Origin of the sequence: Paraburkholderia phymatum (assembly GCF_038900715.1) — a bacterium.
In the GTDB taxonomy this organism is placed as follows: Bacteria; Pseudomonadota; Gammaproteobacteria; order Burkholderiales; family Burkholderiaceae; genus Paraburkholderia; species Paraburkholderia phymatum_A.
On the sequence record NZ_JAYMRZ010000001.1, the window covers coordinates 434002 to 450695 of the forward strand.

Genomic DNA, 16694 nt, shown 5'->3' on the forward strand with positions numbered 1-16694 from the left:
CGACGCAAGGCCGCGCGATCAACTGCGCAGCGCGGACGCCACCTCTGCGACGACATCTTCCCACGCGCCCGGCCGTGGCTGCCGCACGAGACGCGCCGACGGATACCACGGACTGCGCGCGTCGCCGACGAACCAGCGCCAGTCGGCGGCGAACGGGAGCATCAGCCACAGCGGACGGTTCAGCGCACCCGTCAGATGCGCGATCGACGTATCGACCGACACCACGCCGTCGAGCCGCTCGATGATCGCCGCGGTATCCGCGAAGTCGTGGATGCGCGCATCGAAGCGATGAATGTTCTTCGCGCGCGGATGCGCGTCGAGCGCGGCGCGCTCGTCGTCGCTGAGCACGGGCTGCAGCACGATCCAGTCGATGCCGTCGAGCGCGAACAGCGGTTCCAGCGCCTCAAGCGGCAACGAGCGGTTTTCCTGGCGCTGCGCGCGTCCCGACCACGCGAGCCCGATCTTGCGCTTCGCGTGTCCGCCGAGCGAACCGCGCCACGCGCGACGCGACGCAGCGGGCGCATTCAGATAAGGCGCGCGCGCGGGAATCGCGTCGAGATCGGTGCCGAGCGCGAGCGGCAGGCTCAGCAACGGACACTGCAAGTCGGCATGCGGGCGCTTCGCGCCTTGCGCGATCAACGTGACGCGCCATTGCTGCGCAGTGGGCGCGAGCAGCGAGACGAGTTGCGGCTGCACTTCGAGTACGACATGTGCGGCGCGCTGCGCGGCAATTTCGACGAAGCGCGCGAATTGCAGCGTATCGCCGAAGCCCTGTTCCGCATGCACGAAGAGCGTGCGCGCGGTAATCGGCTCGCCGTTCCAGCGCGGCAGCGACGCCGCATTCGGCGACTGCGCCACATTCTCCAGACGCCATTCGTATTCGGGCAGGCCGCGCTTGAAATTGCCGAGCGTGAGCAGCGTCACGCCACGGTTCATATGCGCGATGGCGAGATCGGGGCGCAGACGCAGCGCCTGATCGAACGCGCGAATCGCCGCTTCGTGCGCGCCGAGCGCATGATGCGCGGCGCCCAGGCTCAGCCAAGCGAGCGCGAATGTGGGGTCGAGGCCGACCGCGCGCTCGAAACGCGGCAGCGCTTCTTCGTGACGGCCGAGCGCCGCGAGCGCGTTGCCGAGTCCAAACAGCGCGGGCGGCAGGTTGGCCTGGAGCGCGAGCGCGGCCTCGAACGCGGCAACGGCTTGCTGGTGCCGGCCCGTCGCGTCGAGCGTATTGCCGAGATTGAACTGCGCGGCGACGAAGCGCGGCTCCGCTTCGAGCGCCGCGCGGAAATGCACGATCGCTTCGTCGGCCGAGCCGAGCGCGTTGAGCGCCATGCCGAGGTTGTTGTGCGCGCCCGCGTGGCCCGGCCGCAATTCGAGCGCGCGCCGTAACGAGTCGACGGCTTCGCGATGGCGTCCGAGCGCATGCAGCGCGTTGCCGAGATTGACGTGCGACGACGCGTCCGTCGGCTGAAGGCGCAACGACTTCTGGAAGGCGTCGACGGCATCTTCATGGCGGCCCGCGAGCGCATACGCGTTGCCGAGGTTGTAGTGCGCGATCGCGAACGCGGGCGCAAGGGTCAGCGCGTTGCGAAAGCGTTCGATTGCCTTGTCGAGCTGGCCGAGCGCCTTCAGCGCATTGCCGAGGTTGAGCTGCAGCGCGGCGTCCTGCGGACGCAGATCGGCGGCACGGCGCACGAGGTCGGCCGCTTCTTCGTGCTGGCCTTGCTGATGGCGCAGCACGCCGAGCAGATGCAGCGCGTCGACGTGAGCAGGATCGAGTTCGAGCGTCGCGCGATAGCCGCGCTCTGCGTCGTCGAGCCGGCCGTCACGATGCGCGCTGTACGCGCGATCGAAAAGGGGTTGCATGACGGAGGCGGTGGGGGGATGCGGGAAAACGCGCATTTTCCCACACTCGGCGCGCGCACCTCCGACTTGACGCGGCGAGTGTTGCTCAATAACATATGAACACGTGTTCATATATGTCCGAATCATGTCAGCTGTTGTCTCTTTGAATGCCGACGACCGCCTCGTCCAGATCGCCGATCTGTTCCGTCTGCTGGGCGACCCGACGCGCCTGCGCATCGTGCTCGCGTGCGTCGACGAGCGGCGCGCGGTCGGCGCGATCGCTGAGTCGTTGAAGCTGTCGCCTTCGCTCGTGAGCCATCATCTGCGGCTGTTGCGCGCGGCGCGCATCGTGCGCGCGGAGCGGCAGGGCAAGCAGGTGTTCTACGTCGCAGCCGACCGCCACATCAGCGGCATGCTGGCGGACATGCTCGAACACGTCGTCGAACCTCTCAACGATTCCGTCGGCGAAACGGCCGTCGATCTCGCGCAGGACCACGCATGAAATACAACACCAACACCAACACCAACACCAACACGAACAACACCGCCGCGGCAGCGAAGCATCAGCCCGCGCCCGGATCGCACGCGCACACGGGCGCATGCGATCACGCGGCCGATGACCACGCGGCGCACGAGCATCAACACGATCACGACCGCGAGCACGACCGTGAGCACGACCATGCGGACGCGGATGACCGCAACGCATCGCACGCGCATCATCACGGGCACGGCCATCATCACCATCACCACGCGCCCGTCGCGGGACATGGCCGCGCGTTTGCGCTTGCCGTCGCGCTGAACGTGTTCATCGTCGTCGTGCAAGCCGTCTATGGCGTGCTCGCCAACTCGACGGCGCTGCTCGCCGATGCCGGCCACAATCTCTCGGACGTGCTGGGCCTTTTGCTCGCGTGGGGTGCGACGTGGCTCGCGACGCGCCGGCCGTCGGCGCGTTTCACGTTCGGCCTCGGCGGCTCGTCGATTCTCGCGAGCCTGCTCAATGCCGGATTGCTGCTGTTCGCGTGCGGCGTGATCGTCGCGGAAGCGGCCGGGCGTCTGATTCATCCTGCGCCCGTCGCGGGTCTCGACGTGTTCATCGTCGCCGCCGTCGGCATGATCGTGAATGGCTTCTCGGCGTGGCTCTTCATGCGCGGCCAGGAAGACGACCTGAACATCCGCGGCGCGTTTCTGCACATGGCGGCCGACGCTGCCGTGTCCGCCGCCGTCGCGATCAGCGGTCTCGCGATTCTCTTCACAGGCTGGACCTGGCTCGACCCGGTGATGAGCATCGTCGTGGTCGCGGTGATCGTCTACGGCACGTGGGGCCTGTTGCGCGATTCCGTGAGCCTTGCGCTCGATGCCGTGCCGCCTGGCGTCGACGTGCAGAAGATCCGCGACTACCTCGCCGCGCAGCCGGGCGTGATCGATGTGCACGACTTGCACGTGTGGGCGATCTCGACGACGGGCAACGCGCTGTCCGCACATCTGGTGATACCGGACGGCCATCCCGGCGACAACGTGATCGACGGCATCGTCTGCACGTTGCGCGACGAGTTCGACATGCATCACGCGACGTTGCAGGTCGACATCGGCACGACGCATCATCGCTGTTCGCTCGATCAGGCGCGCGGCACGCATTGAGCGCTTGCGCCGCGTGTCTGTTTGATGCGGCGCGTCGTCGGCGATGGCTCAGCGATCGGAAGGCACGGCGTACACTAGCAAGCATGTCCGACAGCGGAGGTCTGCATGACGGGTGCTTCCTTCGACGTGCCGCCCGTGCTGATCGTCGGCGCGGGGCCGACGGGACTCGCGGCGGCCATGAGCCTTGCACGCGCGCGCGTGCCCGTGCGGCTCATCGACAAGGCGCCACAACCCGATCCCCATTCGCGCGCGATCGGCATTCAGGCGCGCACGCTCGAACTGCTTGAACAGCATCGCCTCGTCGAACCGTTTCTCGATCTCGGCCATCGCGCGCGTGCCGCGAACCTCTATTCAAATGGGCAGCGTCTCGCGCGGCTCGATTTCGATCCGCTGCAAACGCGCTATCCGTATCTGCTGTTCCTCGATCAATCGATCACGGAGCGCCTGCTGACGGAACATCTCGCGACGTTCGGCGTGCACGTCGAACGCGGCGTCGAACTGACGATGTTTGCGCAGGGCTCGGCGGGCATCAACGCGACGCTGCGGCGCGCGGACGGCCACATCGAGACGCTGCATCCGTCGTACATGATCGCCGCCGACGGCGCGCACAGCGCGATCCGTCATCGGCTCGGCATGAGCTTCGCGGGCAAGACGTTCGAGCAGACCTTTCTGCTCGCCGACGCAGAGGCCGATACCGACTGGTCCGACGACGAGTTCCACATCTTCGCGTCGGGCGCGGGGCTTGCGGGTCTGTTTCCGATGGGCAAGGGCCGGCACCGGTTGATCGCCGATCATCCCGCGATGCCATCGAACGCATCGGCGAGCGGCAACCCTGCGCCGCTTTCGTCGATCCCCGCGCCGACGCTCGACGAGTGCCGACAGATCGCGAAGAGCCGCATTCATCATCCCATCGCGCTGACGGCGCTGTCGTGGTCGAGCTACTTTCACCTGAATAGCCGCATGGTCGAGCAGTTGCGCTCGCAGCGCGTGTTTCTTGCCGGCGACTCCGCGCACGTGCACAGCCCTGCGGGCGCGCAAGGGATGAACACGGGCATCCAGGAAGCGTTCAACCTGGGCTGGAAACTTGCGCGCGTGCTGAAGGGCGACGCGCCCGACCGTTTGCTCGATACGTACCACCTCGAACGTCATCCGATCGAGCGCGACGTGCTGCGTCACACGACCTTCGTCACGCATATGGCGGAAGCGGATCATGGTCCGATGAAGCTGCTGCGCGATCGCGTGATGCCAGTGCTGGCCGCGCTGGGACCATTGCGCGATGCCGCGCGGCTCACTGTCAGCGAGCTGTCGGTTCAGTACAGGCGCAGTCCGCTGACGCTCGAACGCGTGCTCGACGGCGGTCCGCGCGCGGGCGAGCGCGCGCCCGATGCGCTCGTGCATGTCGTCGATGGGCCGTTGGGACGCGCGCCCGGCGTCGGCTGCATTTTCGATCTGCACGATCCCGCGTTCTTCTCGCTTTTTCTGCTCGTCGATCCGCCAGAAGAAGCGGCATCGAACAACGGCACGCTGCTCCCGCTGCATCGCAAGCCCGTGCGCGCCGCCGATCTCGACCGTTTCGTCGCAGCCGTCGAAGGCCTGCTGCCGGGCGCGGTGCGTATCTGGCGCGTGTCGGATGCGAACGGCGAGGACGGCGGCCCGTCGCTCAGCGAATCGTTCGGGCGCACGCGGCCTTCGTTCTATCTGCTCCGGCCCGATGGCTACGTCTGCGCGCGCGGCCGCCCCGGGTCCGATCTGAACGGACTGCTGCGCCATTGCGAAGCGTGGTTCGCGAAGAGCGCGCTGCCCGAGCCGCCGTCGGCGGCGCAGTGACGCGCCAATAAAAAAAGCGTTCGCATCGTGCCCGATGCGAACGCCAGGTGCTGTCGCTTCTGCGTGAATGAAAGCGTGTTACGCCGCCGCAGCCTCCTTCGGCGTCAGATCCTCGCGATGGCGGACGAGCGCCTCGCGGACCATCTCATGCAACTCCAGCTCCAGGCCTTCGGGCTTCGAATGAAGCGTGGCCAGCAGCGCGCGACGCATCCGCGGTTCCCAGAAGCGGCGGATATGATCCGCGATGTTGTCGATCGCTTCTTCGCGATCCGGCATCGACTCGAAGAAATCGCCGATCCGGTTTGCCATATCGACCAGGTTGTGTACGTCCATTGTGTTGCCTCACTTGCCTGACGTGATAGCCGCCAGCTCGCGGTTGCGCAGATGTTCGAGCTGTTCGTTGTTGAAGCGCGAGTAGTCCTTCTGCCATTGCGACGGCTGCTCGACGGGCAGCACCTGCACGGCCGTCACCTTGTACTCGGGACAGTTGGTCGCCCAGTCGGAGCTTTCCGTCGTGATCACGTTCGCGCCCGATTCGGGGAAGTGGAACGTCGTATAGACCACGCCCGGCTGCATCCGGTCCGACACCTTCGCGCGCAGCACCGTGTAGCCCGCGCGCGATTCGATGCCGACCCAGTCGGCGTCCTTGATGCCGCGGTCTTCTGCGTCTTGCGGATGGATCTCGAGGCGGTCCTCCTCGTGCCAGCGCGAGTTCTCCGTGCGGCGCGTCTGCGCACCGACGTTGTACTGCGACAGGATGCGGCCCGTCGTCAGGATCAGCGGGAACTTCTGCGTGACCTTTTCCGGCGACGCGACATACCGCGTGATCACGAACTTGCCCTTGCCGCGCACGAACTCGTCGATGTGCATCGTCGGCGTGCCTTCCGGCGCGTGTTCGTTGCACGGCCACTGGATGCTGCCCAGCTTGTCGATCTTGTCGAACGACACGCCGTGGAAAGTCGGCGTGAGGCGCGCGATCTCGTCCATGATCTGCGAAGGATGCGTGTAATCCATCTCGTAGCCGAGCGCGCGCGACAACAGGATCGTCACTTCCCAGTCCGAGTAGCCGGCGAGCGGCGGCATCACCTTGCGCACGCGCGAGATGCGGCGCTCAGCGTTGGTGAACGTGCCGTCCTTTTCGAGGAACGTCGAGCCCGGCAGCAGCACGTGCGCGTACTTCGCGGTCTCGTTCAGGAAGATGTCCTGCACGACGATGCATTCCATCGACGACAGCGCCGCGCCCACATGCTGCGTGTTCGGATCGGACTGGACGATGTCTTCGCCCTGGCAATACAGGCCCTTGAACGTGCCGTGAATCGCGGCGTCGAACATGTTCGGAATGCGCAGGCCCGGTTCCGGCTGCAGCGTCACGCCCCATTCGCCTTCGAACAGCGAGCGGGTGATCGTATCGCTGATATGGCGATAGCCCGGCAGTTCGTGCGGGAACGAGCCCATGTCGCACGAGCCCTGCACGTTGTTCTGGCCGCGCAGCGGATTCACGCCGACGCCTTCGCGGCCGATGTTGCCCGTCGCCATCGCGAGGTTAGCGATGCCCATCACGGTCGTCGAGCCTTGCGCGTGTTCCGTCACGCCCAAGCCGTAGTAGATCGCCGCGTTGCCGCCCGTCGCATAGAGCCGCGCGGCTTCGCGCACGTCCTGCGCCGGCACGCCCGTCACGCTTTCCATCATCTCTGGCGAGTTTTCCGGCAGCGCGACGAAATCGCGCCATTGCTGGAATGCGCGCGTCTCACAGCGCTCGGCGATGAACGCCTCGTTCAGCAGGCCTTCCGTGACGATCACGTGTGCAAGCGACGTGACGATCGCGACGTTCGTGCCCGGACGCAATTGCAGATGGTGCGAGGCCTTCACGTGCGCGGTATCGACGATATCGATGCGGCGCGGGTCGATGACGATCAGCTTCGCGCCCTGACGCACGCGGCGCTTCAGACGCGAGCCAAACACCGGGTGGCCGTCGGTCGGATTCGCGCCGATCACGATGATGACGTCGGACTTGTCGACGGACGCGAAGGTCTGCGTGCCCGCCGATTCGCCGAGGGTGGTCTTCAGACCGTAGCCCGTCGGCGAGTGGCACACGCGCGCGCAGGTGTCGACGTTGTTGTTGCCGAACGCGGCGCGCACGAGCTTCTGCACCAGATACGTTTCTTCGTTCGTGCAACGCGACGACGTGATGCCGCCGATCGAATCGCGGCCGTACTTCTGCTGGATGCGGCGGAACTCCGACGCGGCGTAGCTGAGCGCTTCTTCCCAGCTGACTTCGCGCCACGGATCGGTGATCTTCGCGCGGATCATCGGCTTCTTGATGCGGTCCTTGTGCGTCGCGTAGCCCCAGGCGAAGCGTCCCTTCACGCACGCGTGGCCTTCGTTCGCCTGGCCGTTCTTGTGCGGCACCATCCGCACGACCTCGTTGCCCTTCATCTCGGCCTTGAACGAGCAGCCGACGCCGCAGTACGCGCATGTCGTCACGACGGAGTGCTCGGCCTGGCCCATCATCACGATGCTCTTCTCTTGCAGCGTCGCCGTCGGGCATGCCGCGACGCACGCGCCACACGACACGCACTCGGAGTCCATGAACGGCTGGCTCTCGCTCGCGGCAACGCGCGATTCGAAGCCGCGTCCGGTGATGGTCAGCGCGAACGTGCCTTGCGTCTCTTCGCATGCGCGCACGCAGCGGTTACAGACGATGCACTTCGACGGGTCGTAGGTGAAGTACGGATTCGACTCGTCCTTCTGGTCCTTCAGGTGATTCGCGCCGTCGAAGCCGTAGCGCACTTCGCGCAGGCCCGTCACGCCCGCCATGTCCTGCAGCTCGCAGTTGCCGTTGGCGGGGCAGGTGAGGCAGTCGAGCGGGTGATCGGAGATGTACAGCTCCATCACGTTGCGGCGCAGGTCTTGCAGACGGTCGGTCTGCGTGCGCACCTTCATGCCCGCTTCGACAGGCGTCGTGCACGACGCGGGATAGCCGCGCCGTCCTTCGATTTCGACGAGACACAGACGGCACGAGCCGAACGGTTCGAGCGAATCGGTCGCGCACAGCTTCGGGATGTTGACGCCCGCTTCGGCGGCGGCGCGCATCACCGACGTGCCCGAGGGCACCGTGATCGCCTGGCCGTCGATTTCGAGCGTCACGTCGACGTCCGAGTGGCGCAGCGGCGTGCCGTAGTCGGTATCGTCGAACGGGCCGCGCTCGTTGCGCAGCGCGCCTGCCTTGCAGGCACAGTTGCCGGAGCCGCAGCCGCCGGACTTGAAGGTGATCGGATCAGACATGTTGGGCTCCCTGTTACGCCGCCTGTTTCGGCGTCGCGGTTCCGAGACCGAAGTCTTCGGGGAAATGGTCGAGGGCGGAGACGACCGGGAACGGCGTCATGCCGCCCATCGCGCACAGCGAACCGGACACCATCGTGTCGCACAGATCGCGCAGCAGCTGCACCTGCTTCGTCGACGTATCGCCGTTGCGGATGCGCTGGATCACTTCGACGCCGCGCGTCGAGCCGATCCGGCACGGCGTGCACTTGCCGCACGATTCGAGCGCGCAGAAGTGCATCGCGTATTGCGCAAGCTCGGCGAGATTCGATGTGTCGTCGTGAATCACGAGACCGCCGTGACCGACGACGGCGCCGACCTTCGCGTATTCCTCGTAGTCGAGCGGGATGTCCCACTGGCTTTCCGGCAGATACGTGCCGAGCGGGCCGCCGACCTGCACCGCGCGCGCCGGACGGCCGCTCGCCGTGCCGCCGCCGTAGTCGAACATCAGCTCGCGCAGCGTGCAGCCGAACGCGAGCTCGACGAGACCGCCGCGCTTTACGTTGCCCGCGATCTGGAACGGCAGCGTGCCGCGCGAGCGGCCCATGCCGAAGTCCTTGTAGTACGCGGCGCCCTTCGCGAAGATGATGGGCACGGTCGCGAGCGTGATCACGTTGTTGATGACGGTCGGTTTGCCGAACAGGCCTTCGATGGCGGGCAGCGGCGGCTTCGCGCGCACGATGCCGCGCTTGCCTTCGAGCGATTCGAGCAGCGCTGTTTCCTCGCCGCACACATAGGCGCCCGCGCCCTTTGCGACGAACAGCTCGAAGCGATGCGCCGAGCCGAGCACGCTGTCGCCGAGCCAGCCGGCTGCGCGCGCCTTGAAGATGGCTTCTTCGAGCGTCGCGATCGAATGCGGATACTCGCTGCGCACATAGATATGGCCGACCGTCGCGCCCGTCACGATGCCCGCGATGATCATCCCTTCGATCAGCACGAACGGATCGCTTTCCATCACGAGACGATCGGAGAAGGTGCCCGAGTCGCCTTCGTCCGCGTTGCAGACGATGTACTTCTGGTCCGCTTTCGCGGCGCGCACCGTGCGCCATTTGATGCCTGCCGGGAACGCCGCGCCGCCGCGGCCGCGCAGGCCGGATTCGACGAGCGCTTCGACGGCCGCGTCGCCGTTCATCGCGAGCGCGTTGTACAGCCCGACGATGCCGCCGTTCGCGATGTAGTCGTCGGTCGAAAGCGGATCGGTGATGCCGATGCGCGCGAACGTCAGGCGCTGCTGCTTCTTCAGATAAGGAATCTCTTCGACGAGGCCGACATGCTTCGGGTGCGTCTTGCCTTCGACAAAGCCTGCGTCGAACAGCGACTTCACATCGCCGGCTTCGACATTGGCGTAACCGACGCGGCCTTCCGGCGTCGCTACTTCGATCAGCGGTTCGAGATACAGCAGGCCGCGCGTGCCGTTGCGCACGAGTTCGATTTCGATGCCGCGTGCTTGCGCTTCGTCGGCGATGGCCTGTGCGACGGCGTCCGCGCCGAGCGCCAGTGCGGAGGAGTCGCGGGGAACGTAGATGCGCGTCATACCGTTTCCTCCACGCGTTTCATGGCGGCTGCGAGCAGCGCGTCGAATTTCTGCGGCGTCACTTTCGCGTGCAACTCGCCGTTGATCATCATCGCCGGAGACAGCGCGCATTGACCGAGGCAGTAGACCGATTCGAGGCCGACGGGGCCATCGCACGCGTGATCGTGCGCGTCGTCGTGCTTGTGCGCGTCGAACCGGCAGCCGGTGCGCGCTTCGATGTGCTGCGCAAGCGCTTCCGTGCCCATGCTGCGGCACGCTTCCGCGCGGCACAGCTGCACCGTGACGGGCGCAGCGGGCGACTGGCGGAAGTGGTGGTAATAGGTAATCACGCCGTGGACTTCCGCACGCGAGAGGTTCATCGTCCGCGCGAGCGGCGCGACGGTCGCGGGCGGCACGAAGCCGACGTCATCCTGAATGGCATGTAGTACAGCAACCAGCGACATGCCGGGTTGTGCATGACGTCGCACGAGGTCATCTGGTGCTATGGCGGTCGAACGATCCACTGTGGGGCTCCTCCAAAAGCGATATATGCACTTGTTATTCATAAGTCGTGCATCTATGCTTGGCTTGTGTGATATATCAATGCGAACGATAGGCGGGTGTACCGGCTTTCGCAATAGGAACTCTAACTACATATATGATTCGAATCGAATGCCAGGCGCAGCTGATTGTGCGGGACAGCAACGGCGGAACGTCCAGCCTGACTGACGCTGTGCCGCTGCTCGCGCTCGTCGACCAGACGGGGAGCATTGCGCAGGCCGCTGCGCTTAAGGGTTTGTCCTACCGTCATGCGTGGGGTTTGCTTCGCGCAATCGAGACGCAACTGGGCGGCGCGCTGATCGAAAAGGAACGCGGGCGCGGCTCTGCGCTATCGGAACTGGGGCAGGCAGTGTTGCGCGCGCAACGACTTTGCGGCGAGCGGCTGAACGGCAACATGCAGGCTCTGGCGAGCGAAGTCGCAAGCGATCTGAACCGCTGGCTCGCGCCGCCTGCCGACGATGTGCGCATTCATGCATCGCATGGTTACGCGGTGGCCGCGCTCGTGACGGCGCTCGTCGCCGACGACGTGCCGCTCGACATCAAGTATCGCGACAGCGCCGAAGCGATCACCGCGCTCGCGCGCGGCGAGTGCGATCTCGCGGGCTTTCACCTGCCGCGCGGCGAGTTTCGCGCAGTGTGCGCGGACAAGTATCGGCAGTGGCTCGATCCGCAACGTCATGTGCTCGTGCATCTGACGCGGCGCAAGCAAGGGCTCTTTCTCGCGAAGGGCAATCCGAAACGCATCGAAGGATTGACCGACCTTGCGCGCGACGACATTCGCTTCGTCAATCGCCAGCACGGTTCGGGCACGCGCATGCTGATCGATCTTGCGCTGCGGCGCGTGGGCGTCGATCCGGACCGGATCAACGGCTATGCATCGACGGAGCTGACGCATTCGGCGATCGCGGCGTTCGTCGCGAGCGGGATGGCGGACGTCGGGTTCGGCGTCGAACCGGCCGCGCATCACTTCGGACTCGACTTCATTCCGATTGTCGACGAGGACTATTACTTTGCGTGCGATCGCGCGCGGCTCGAGCGCGAGCCGCTGACGACGGTTATGACGGTGCTGGGCGGCGACACGTTCCGGCAGAGCGTCGCGCATCTGGAAGGCTACGATCCCATCGATTGCGGCAGGCTGCTCGAACTGAACGAAGGGCTTGCGGGGTAGGGCAGGTGTGAGGCGGACGGCTTTCGCTGCGCGGGTAAGCGACGGTAATGGAGCGTAAAGGGGGCTAAAGCCGTAGAGGCTGCGTCGCTGCGCGCTTTGCGCTAATCTCTACGCTTTCGTTACTTAGCCTCATTTGCGCGGCTCGTGTGCCGCGCCGAATCGACATGAAATATCTTGTTCCCGCTTGTGCTGCCGTGCTCACTGCCGGCACGTTGTTTGCCACGATGTCTGTTGCGTTCGCGCAGAATTCGCCCGGCGTGCCGGGCGGCATCCTGAACGACGAGTTCCGTCTGAACGAGCATCCGCAGATGCCGTTTGGCGCGTCGGCTCCGTCGAAGAAGTTCCAGGGCGACAAGCCCACAAAAATGCGCAAGCGCGGCGACAACGGCGATCCGAACGGCTGCAACCTCAAGTGTCCCGAAGATCAATAACCGTTCAGGATTTCGGCTGCGGCCGTTTTGCCGTGCGTTGCATGCTGACGGAAAGGCTGGTGATTACGGCTTCGCTGTGTGCCACATGTCCTTGAAGCCCTCGCCCTTCATGTCGCCGGGCTTTTCGTCCTTGGCAAAGCGGTAGAGCGGCTTTCCTTTGTAAGCCCATTGCTTCTTGCCATCGCCGCCGTCGATCACGGTCCAGTCGCCCGAGGGCTTGTCGGCCGAATCGGCGGCGGCGGCGGGCCAGTACGTCGTGCAGCCGCCCGTGCAGGCGCTTTTTCCGGGTGTCGTGTCCTTGTCGAAGGTGTAGAGCGTTCTGCCTTGTTCATCGACGAGACGTCCGTCCATGGTTTTCGGCGGCGCAGCGAAGGCAGTCTGCTGAACGGCGAGCGCGGCGATGAGAAGGAGAGTCTTGCGCATGATGCGGCTCCTGTTCTGACGTTGTATATGGAGTGTATGCAATCGGTCGGCATGCGTACGCTGTAATTGCGTGCGCATGGGTTAAACGGTTTGCGAGCCGCGATATTCCATGCGTTGTGGGACGGCAACGATTTACTGATCGTTTGTCTTGCGGTTGTCATCGCCGGTGACGATGCAGAGCACCGCGTCAGATTGGCAACCGGTCAGGTTCGGATCAGCGTTGCGCCGCAGGTGGTGATGTCACCGAGGTAGGCCACACGCAGGCCGTCATGCCGGCGTCTGCCGCTGGCGATGATGGGGTACTTGCCGCCGCAGCGAGGGCATGCGACCAGATGGCCGTCGAGTGCGACGCGGACACCTTCGTCCGTCAGATCCAACGCTGCCTCGACAATCTTTCCGCCGTGACTGGTGATGTCGCCGAGGCGGGCCATTGAGCGCTCGTCTATGTCTCTCATGTCTGTTTCTATCAGTTGAGGTGGTTAGTTCTACTGTGCGAATGTCGCGGACCGTCGGAACTGATCGGTGTTTCGAGATTTCACGCTATGTCGCGTGAAGCTGGCTATCAGAAAAGGTTGAAAACGCGGGGCGGACGGTGTTTGGCCGTGCCCCGAGGCATATGCAGTACATAGGCGACGCACAACAAAAAACCCGCGTAGCCAAGGCTATCGCGGGTTTCGCGACAGCGTGAACGCTGCCGGGGAAATATGTGGTGGAGGCGGCGGGAATCGAACCCGCGTCCAGAAGTCCTCCACGACCAGTTCTACATGTTTAGTCCTGTCTTTTGATTTAACCGCAGCGACGCGGACGAACACGCTGCGCTACGGCGATTCACTAAATTTTCGACCTTGGCGTCGTGACGCCACCAAGGCTTAACTGACGTATATGACCTCTGGCGGTATTGCTACCGGTCTTGCGACTCTGACCCGTCAGTGAGCCAGGCAGAGGACGGCGGCCTTAGGCTGCCAGTGCGAACGTATCGTCGTTTGCAGTTACGTTTTTCCCATTGATTAACGAGGTGACGGGTCCTCGACATGCCCTAGCCGCTTCGCAACCCCTGTCGAAACCAGGTCGCCCCCACAGAAGGAATAAGCCACATATGTGGCTCAAACGTCATTTTACAATACCCGCTGCCGCGAGTCACGGCGATCGTTCGCCTGCGCTGGCTCGTGGTCCGCCGCCGATCTGCAGGTCAGCTGATGTAGCGCAGCAGTTCCAGTAATTCCGCAGGCGAATTCACGACGTGCCTCGCGTGCCATTGAGTCGGCGGAATGTCGTTGCCGCAATAGCCGTAGGCTGCGGCCACCGTCACCATGCCGGCGGCAAAGCCCGCCTGCACGTCGCGCAGGTCGTCACCGACATACACGACCCGCTCGGCCGGCAAGTCCAGTTCTTTCGCGGCGTGTAGCAGCGGCGCGGGGTGCGGCTTCGAGTGCGGTGTGGTGTCGCCGCTGACGACGCATCCCGCGCGCATATCCAGCCCCAGTTGCGCGACGAGGGGCTCGGTCAGCCGCGCGACCTTGTTCGTCACGATGCCCCAGCGGACGCCGCGCGCATCGAGTTCGTCGAGGATGTCCCCGATGCCGGGAAACAGTGTCGTCTCGATGCACAGGTCAGCTTCGTAGTTCGCGAGGAACTCTTCGCGCATCGACGAGTAGTCGTGATGCTCGGGCCCGATGCCGAACGCGCCGCCTAGCAGTCCGCGCGCGCCGGCGGACGCGAGCGGGCGCAACTGCTCGAGCGGCACCATCTCGAGGCCGCGCTCATGGCGCATCTTGTTGACGGCGGCGGCGAGGTCGGGCGCGGTGTCCGCGAGCGTGCCGTCGAGATCGAACAGAATGCCTTGGCAGAGACCGATCGACGCATCTTCGTCTTCTCGTTGTGGCAGGGGCGTGGGATCGCTCATTGATATAGGCGCAAGGCGCGGAAAAGGCGGGTGGCTCAGGCGTCGCGACGGCACGCGAGCATGTAGTTGACGTCGGTGTCGCTCGACAGGCCGAAGTGGCGCGTGAGCGGGTTGTACGTGATGCCCCTGATGTCGGCCGTTTGCAGGCCCGCCATGCGCGCGAATCCCGCGAGTTCCGACGGACGGATGAAGCGGGCGTAGTCATGAGTGCCCTTCGGCAGCATGCGCGCGAGGTACTCCGCGCCGATCACGGCCAGGAGATAGGACTTGACGTTACGGTTGAGCGTCGAAAAGAACACCCAGCCGCCCGGTTTGACCAGCGTCTTGCACGCCTCGACGACCTTCGATGGGTCGGGCACGTGCTCGAGCATTTCCATGCATGTCACGACGTCGAACGAGGCCGGTTCGCGAGCGGCAAGCGCCTCGGCGGCGATTTCCTCGTAATTTACGGTTACACCACTTTCAAGGCTGTGAAGGTCCGCGACGCCCAATGCTTCGTGAGAAAGGTCGATTCCCTTCACATCGGCGCCCAGAGTGGCCATCGATTCGGACAGGATGCCGCCGCCGCAGCCGATATCGAGCACACGCTTACCCGTGAGATGCGCATGCGAGTCGATCCAGTTGAGCCGCACCGGATTCAGTTCGTGCAGAGGTTTGAATTCGGCGTTCGGGTCCCACCAGCGATGCGCTAGATCGCTGAATTTCTGCAGCTCGTGGGGATCGGCGTTGGTCATGACGGATGCGGTCTCGAAGGCTGAAAAAGCGGGGTGGATCGGAGAAACCCTGAGTATATAGGGCCGCGAACAGGGCGGCAAAAGCGGCCGGCGCGGAACGGCTTCGCGCTGCGGTTGCGCCTTTCTCCGCGTGACCGGATGCGTGATCAGGCGCCCGTCGGAGGGCGTGCAAAACGCCATAAAAAAAGCCCCGCTGAGCGGGGCTTTGACACTGCGGTAATTTGTAGCTTACTGCTTCGAAGTACCGACAACTTCGACTTCCACGCGACGATCCGGTGCGAGGCAGGAGATGAGTTGCTTGCGGTTCTTCTGGTTGCAGCCCGTCGTGACCGGGTTGCGCTTGCCCTTGCCTTCCGTGTAGATGCGGTTGGCTTCGATGCCCTTGCTGACCAGGTATGCCTTGACAGCTTGTGCACGACGCAGCGACAGACGGTCGTTGTACTTGTCCGAACCGATGCGGTCGGTGTAGCCCGTGGCCACGACGACTTCCAGGTTCAGGGAGCCGATCTTCGATGCCAGGTCATCCAGCTTTTCCTTGCCGGCCGGCTTCAGGATTGCCTTGTCGAAGTCGAACAGGGCGTCAGCCTGATACGTGATCTTCTGGCTGGTGATAGCCGGAGCTGCCGGCGGCGGAGCCGGCGGGGTCGGTGCTTGTGCGACCAGTGCGCCATCGCACTTTGCGTTAGCCGTTGCCGGCGTCCAGAACGCATCGCGCCAGCAAAGCTCGTTCGTGCCGTTCATCCACACGTATTCGCCGGTGCCGTTCACCCAGTTGTCGTTCGTGGCTTGTCGCGACGCCGGCACCGACTGTGCCGAAGCGGATGCAGCCATAACTGCGGTAGCTGCAATGAACGCGAGCTTTGAAAGTTTATTCATATTTCTCCTCTCGAAATTGAGATTACCGCAGGTTTACTGCGAGCCTGTTGACGAAGACCAGTCATACATTGCTCGAAGTATAACATCGGTGCGGAACAAAAGACGCTGTGTGTAGACTTCGAGCAGTGTCTAACTTTGTGCGTTCGCATTTTGCCATATCGTTCCCTTCCGACGATAAAAAAATCCTCCCCCTACAGATACGCCCGGTGGAATGTGGTTCATGCGCAACAAAAGGTGCCAAGTTCGCCTGGAGCCCACTGGAGGCGGTTCGGCGCGGCTTGGCGGGGAGCATTTTCCGGGCCCGGCCATGGCGCGCGCGAGGCGCTTCCAGGTGCTGTTTTCGCGTGTCCCACTAATAGGTATACGCACGTCGTCGGGAGCGGTTGCGCCGCATGTTAGAATCGCGTGATGCGCTGCGCTCGCAGACGCATAGGGGTAGGCCCAAGCGGTGAGG

15 protein-coding genes and 1 other RNA gene are annotated in these 16694 nt (G+C 64.3%); 5 read left to right on the top strand and 11 right to left on the bottom strand.

The annotated features are described in order from the left end of the window. Nucleotides 1–18 precede the first annotated feature (18 nt). Nucleotides 19–1866 carry a tetratricopeptide repeat protein gene (locus VSR68_RS01945; protein WP_342938182.1) on the bottom strand — a complete coding sequence of 616 codons (1848 nt, stop codon included), beginning with the start codon at nt 1864–1866 and terminating at the stop codon, nt 19–21. A 124-nt stretch (nt 1867–1990) separates the two neighbouring features. Here VSR68_RS01945 and VSR68_RS01950 point away from each other — a divergent pair, with 124 nt between their 5' ends. From VSR68_RS01950 to VSR68_RS01960, 3 genes are all read left to right on the top strand, one after another. Beyond that, nucleotides 1991–2347, top strand: a complete 357-nt coding sequence (locus VSR68_RS01950) for a metalloregulator ArsR/SmtB family transcription factor (protein ID WP_342938183.1) — start codon at nt 1991–1993, stop codon at nt 2345–2347. Continuing rightward, nucleotides 2344–3483 (top strand): cation diffusion facilitator family transporter, encoded by a 1140-nt coding sequence (locus tag VSR68_RS01955; protein ID WP_342938184.1) that lies wholly within the window; start codon nt 2344–2346, stop codon nt 3481–3483. Before VSR68_RS01950 ends, VSR68_RS01955 begins: the two co-directional genes overlap by 4 nt. 105 nt (nt 3484–3588) lie before the next feature. Beyond that, complete coding sequence (locus VSR68_RS01960) at nt 3589–5310, top strand: FAD-dependent monooxygenase (RefSeq protein WP_342938185.1); 1722 nt, start codon at nt 3589–3591, stop codon at nt 5308–5310. Nucleotides 5311–5388: 78 nt separating this feature from the next. Here the strand turns inward: VSR68_RS01960 and VSR68_RS01965 are convergent, their stop codons facing one another. Genes VSR68_RS01965 through VSR68_RS01980 form a run of 4 tightly spaced genes read right to left on the bottom strand, consistent with a single transcriptional unit; the run spans nt 5389 to nt 10668 of the window. After that, on the bottom strand, nt 5389–5643 hold the full coding sequence (locus VSR68_RS01965; protein ID WP_342938186.1) for a formate dehydrogenase subunit delta: 255 nt from the start codon (nt 5641–5643) through the stop codon (nt 5389–5391). Nucleotides 5644–5652: 9 nt separating this feature from the next. Next, a complete protein-coding gene (fdhF, locus tag VSR68_RS01970; RefSeq protein ID WP_342938187.1) occupies nt 5653–8595 on the bottom strand; it encodes a formate dehydrogenase subunit alpha in 2943 nt (980 codons plus the stop codon). A gap of 13 nt (nt 8596–8608) precedes the next feature. Next, nucleotides 8609–10165 carry a formate dehydrogenase beta subunit gene (locus tag VSR68_RS01975; RefSeq protein ID WP_342938188.1) on the bottom strand — a complete coding sequence of 519 codons (1557 nt, stop codon included), beginning with the start codon at nt 10163–10165 and terminating at the stop codon, nt 8609–8611. Then, the gene (locus tag VSR68_RS01980) at nt 10162–10668 is read right to left on the bottom strand and encodes an NAD(P)H-dependent oxidoreductase subunit E (RefSeq protein ID WP_342938189.1); all 507 of its coding nucleotides are present in this window, start codon (nt 10666–10668) and stop codon (nt 10162–10164) included. Before VSR68_RS01980 ends, VSR68_RS01975 begins: the two co-directional genes overlap by 4 nt. 134 nt (nt 10669–10802) lie before the next feature. Here VSR68_RS01980 and VSR68_RS01985 point away from each other — a divergent pair, with 134 nt between their 5' ends. Together VSR68_RS01985 and VSR68_RS01990 are read left to right on the top strand one after the other, a co-directional pair. Continuing rightward, entirely contained in the window at nt 10803–11873 is a 1071-nt protein-coding gene (locus tag VSR68_RS01985) for a substrate-binding domain-containing protein (RefSeq protein WP_342938190.1), read from the top strand. Between the two features lie 164 nt (nt 11874–12037). Beyond that, a complete protein-coding gene (locus tag VSR68_RS01990; protein ID WP_342938191.1) occupies nt 12038–12304 on the top strand; it encodes a hypothetical protein in 267 nt (88 codons plus the stop codon). Between the two features lie 63 nt (nt 12305–12367). Here VSR68_RS01990 and VSR68_RS01995 read toward each other — a convergent pair whose 3' ends face one another. The 6 genes from VSR68_RS01995 to ompA form a co-directional block, all read right to left on the bottom strand. Then, complete coding sequence (locus VSR68_RS01995) at nt 12368–12727, bottom strand: hypothetical protein (RefSeq protein ID WP_342938192.1); 360 nt, start codon at nt 12725–12727, stop codon at nt 12368–12370. 203 nt (nt 12728–12930) lie between these two features. After that, on the bottom strand, nt 12931–13158 hold the full coding sequence (locus tag VSR68_RS02000; RefSeq protein ID WP_342938193.1) for a PAAR domain-containing protein: 228 nt from the start codon (nt 13156–13158) through the stop codon (nt 12931–12933). Between the two features lie 276 nt (nt 13159–13434). After that, nucleotides 13435–13803: a transfer-messenger RNA gene (gene ssrA, locus VSR68_RS02005) on the bottom strand. Nucleotides 13804–13916: 113 nt separating this feature from the next. Then, nucleotides 13917–14630, bottom strand: a complete 714-nt coding sequence (locus VSR68_RS02010; RefSeq protein ID WP_342938194.1) for an HAD-IA family hydrolase — start codon at nt 14628–14630, stop codon at nt 13917–13919. 35 nt (nt 14631–14665) lie between these two features. After that, on the bottom strand, nt 14666–15364 hold the full coding sequence (ubiG, locus tag VSR68_RS02015; protein ID WP_342938195.1) for a bifunctional 2-polyprenyl-6-hydroxyphenol methylase/3-demethylubiquinol 3-O-methyltransferase UbiG: 699 nt from the start codon (nt 15362–15364) through the stop codon (nt 14666–14668). 228 nt (nt 15365–15592) lie between these two features. Next, the gene (gene ompA, locus VSR68_RS02020) at nt 15593–16240 is read right to left on the bottom strand and encodes an outer membrane protein OmpA (RefSeq protein ID WP_342932768.1); all 648 of its coding nucleotides are present in this window, start codon (nt 16238–16240) and stop codon (nt 15593–15595) included. Between the last annotated feature and the right edge of the window lie 454 nt (nt 16241–16694).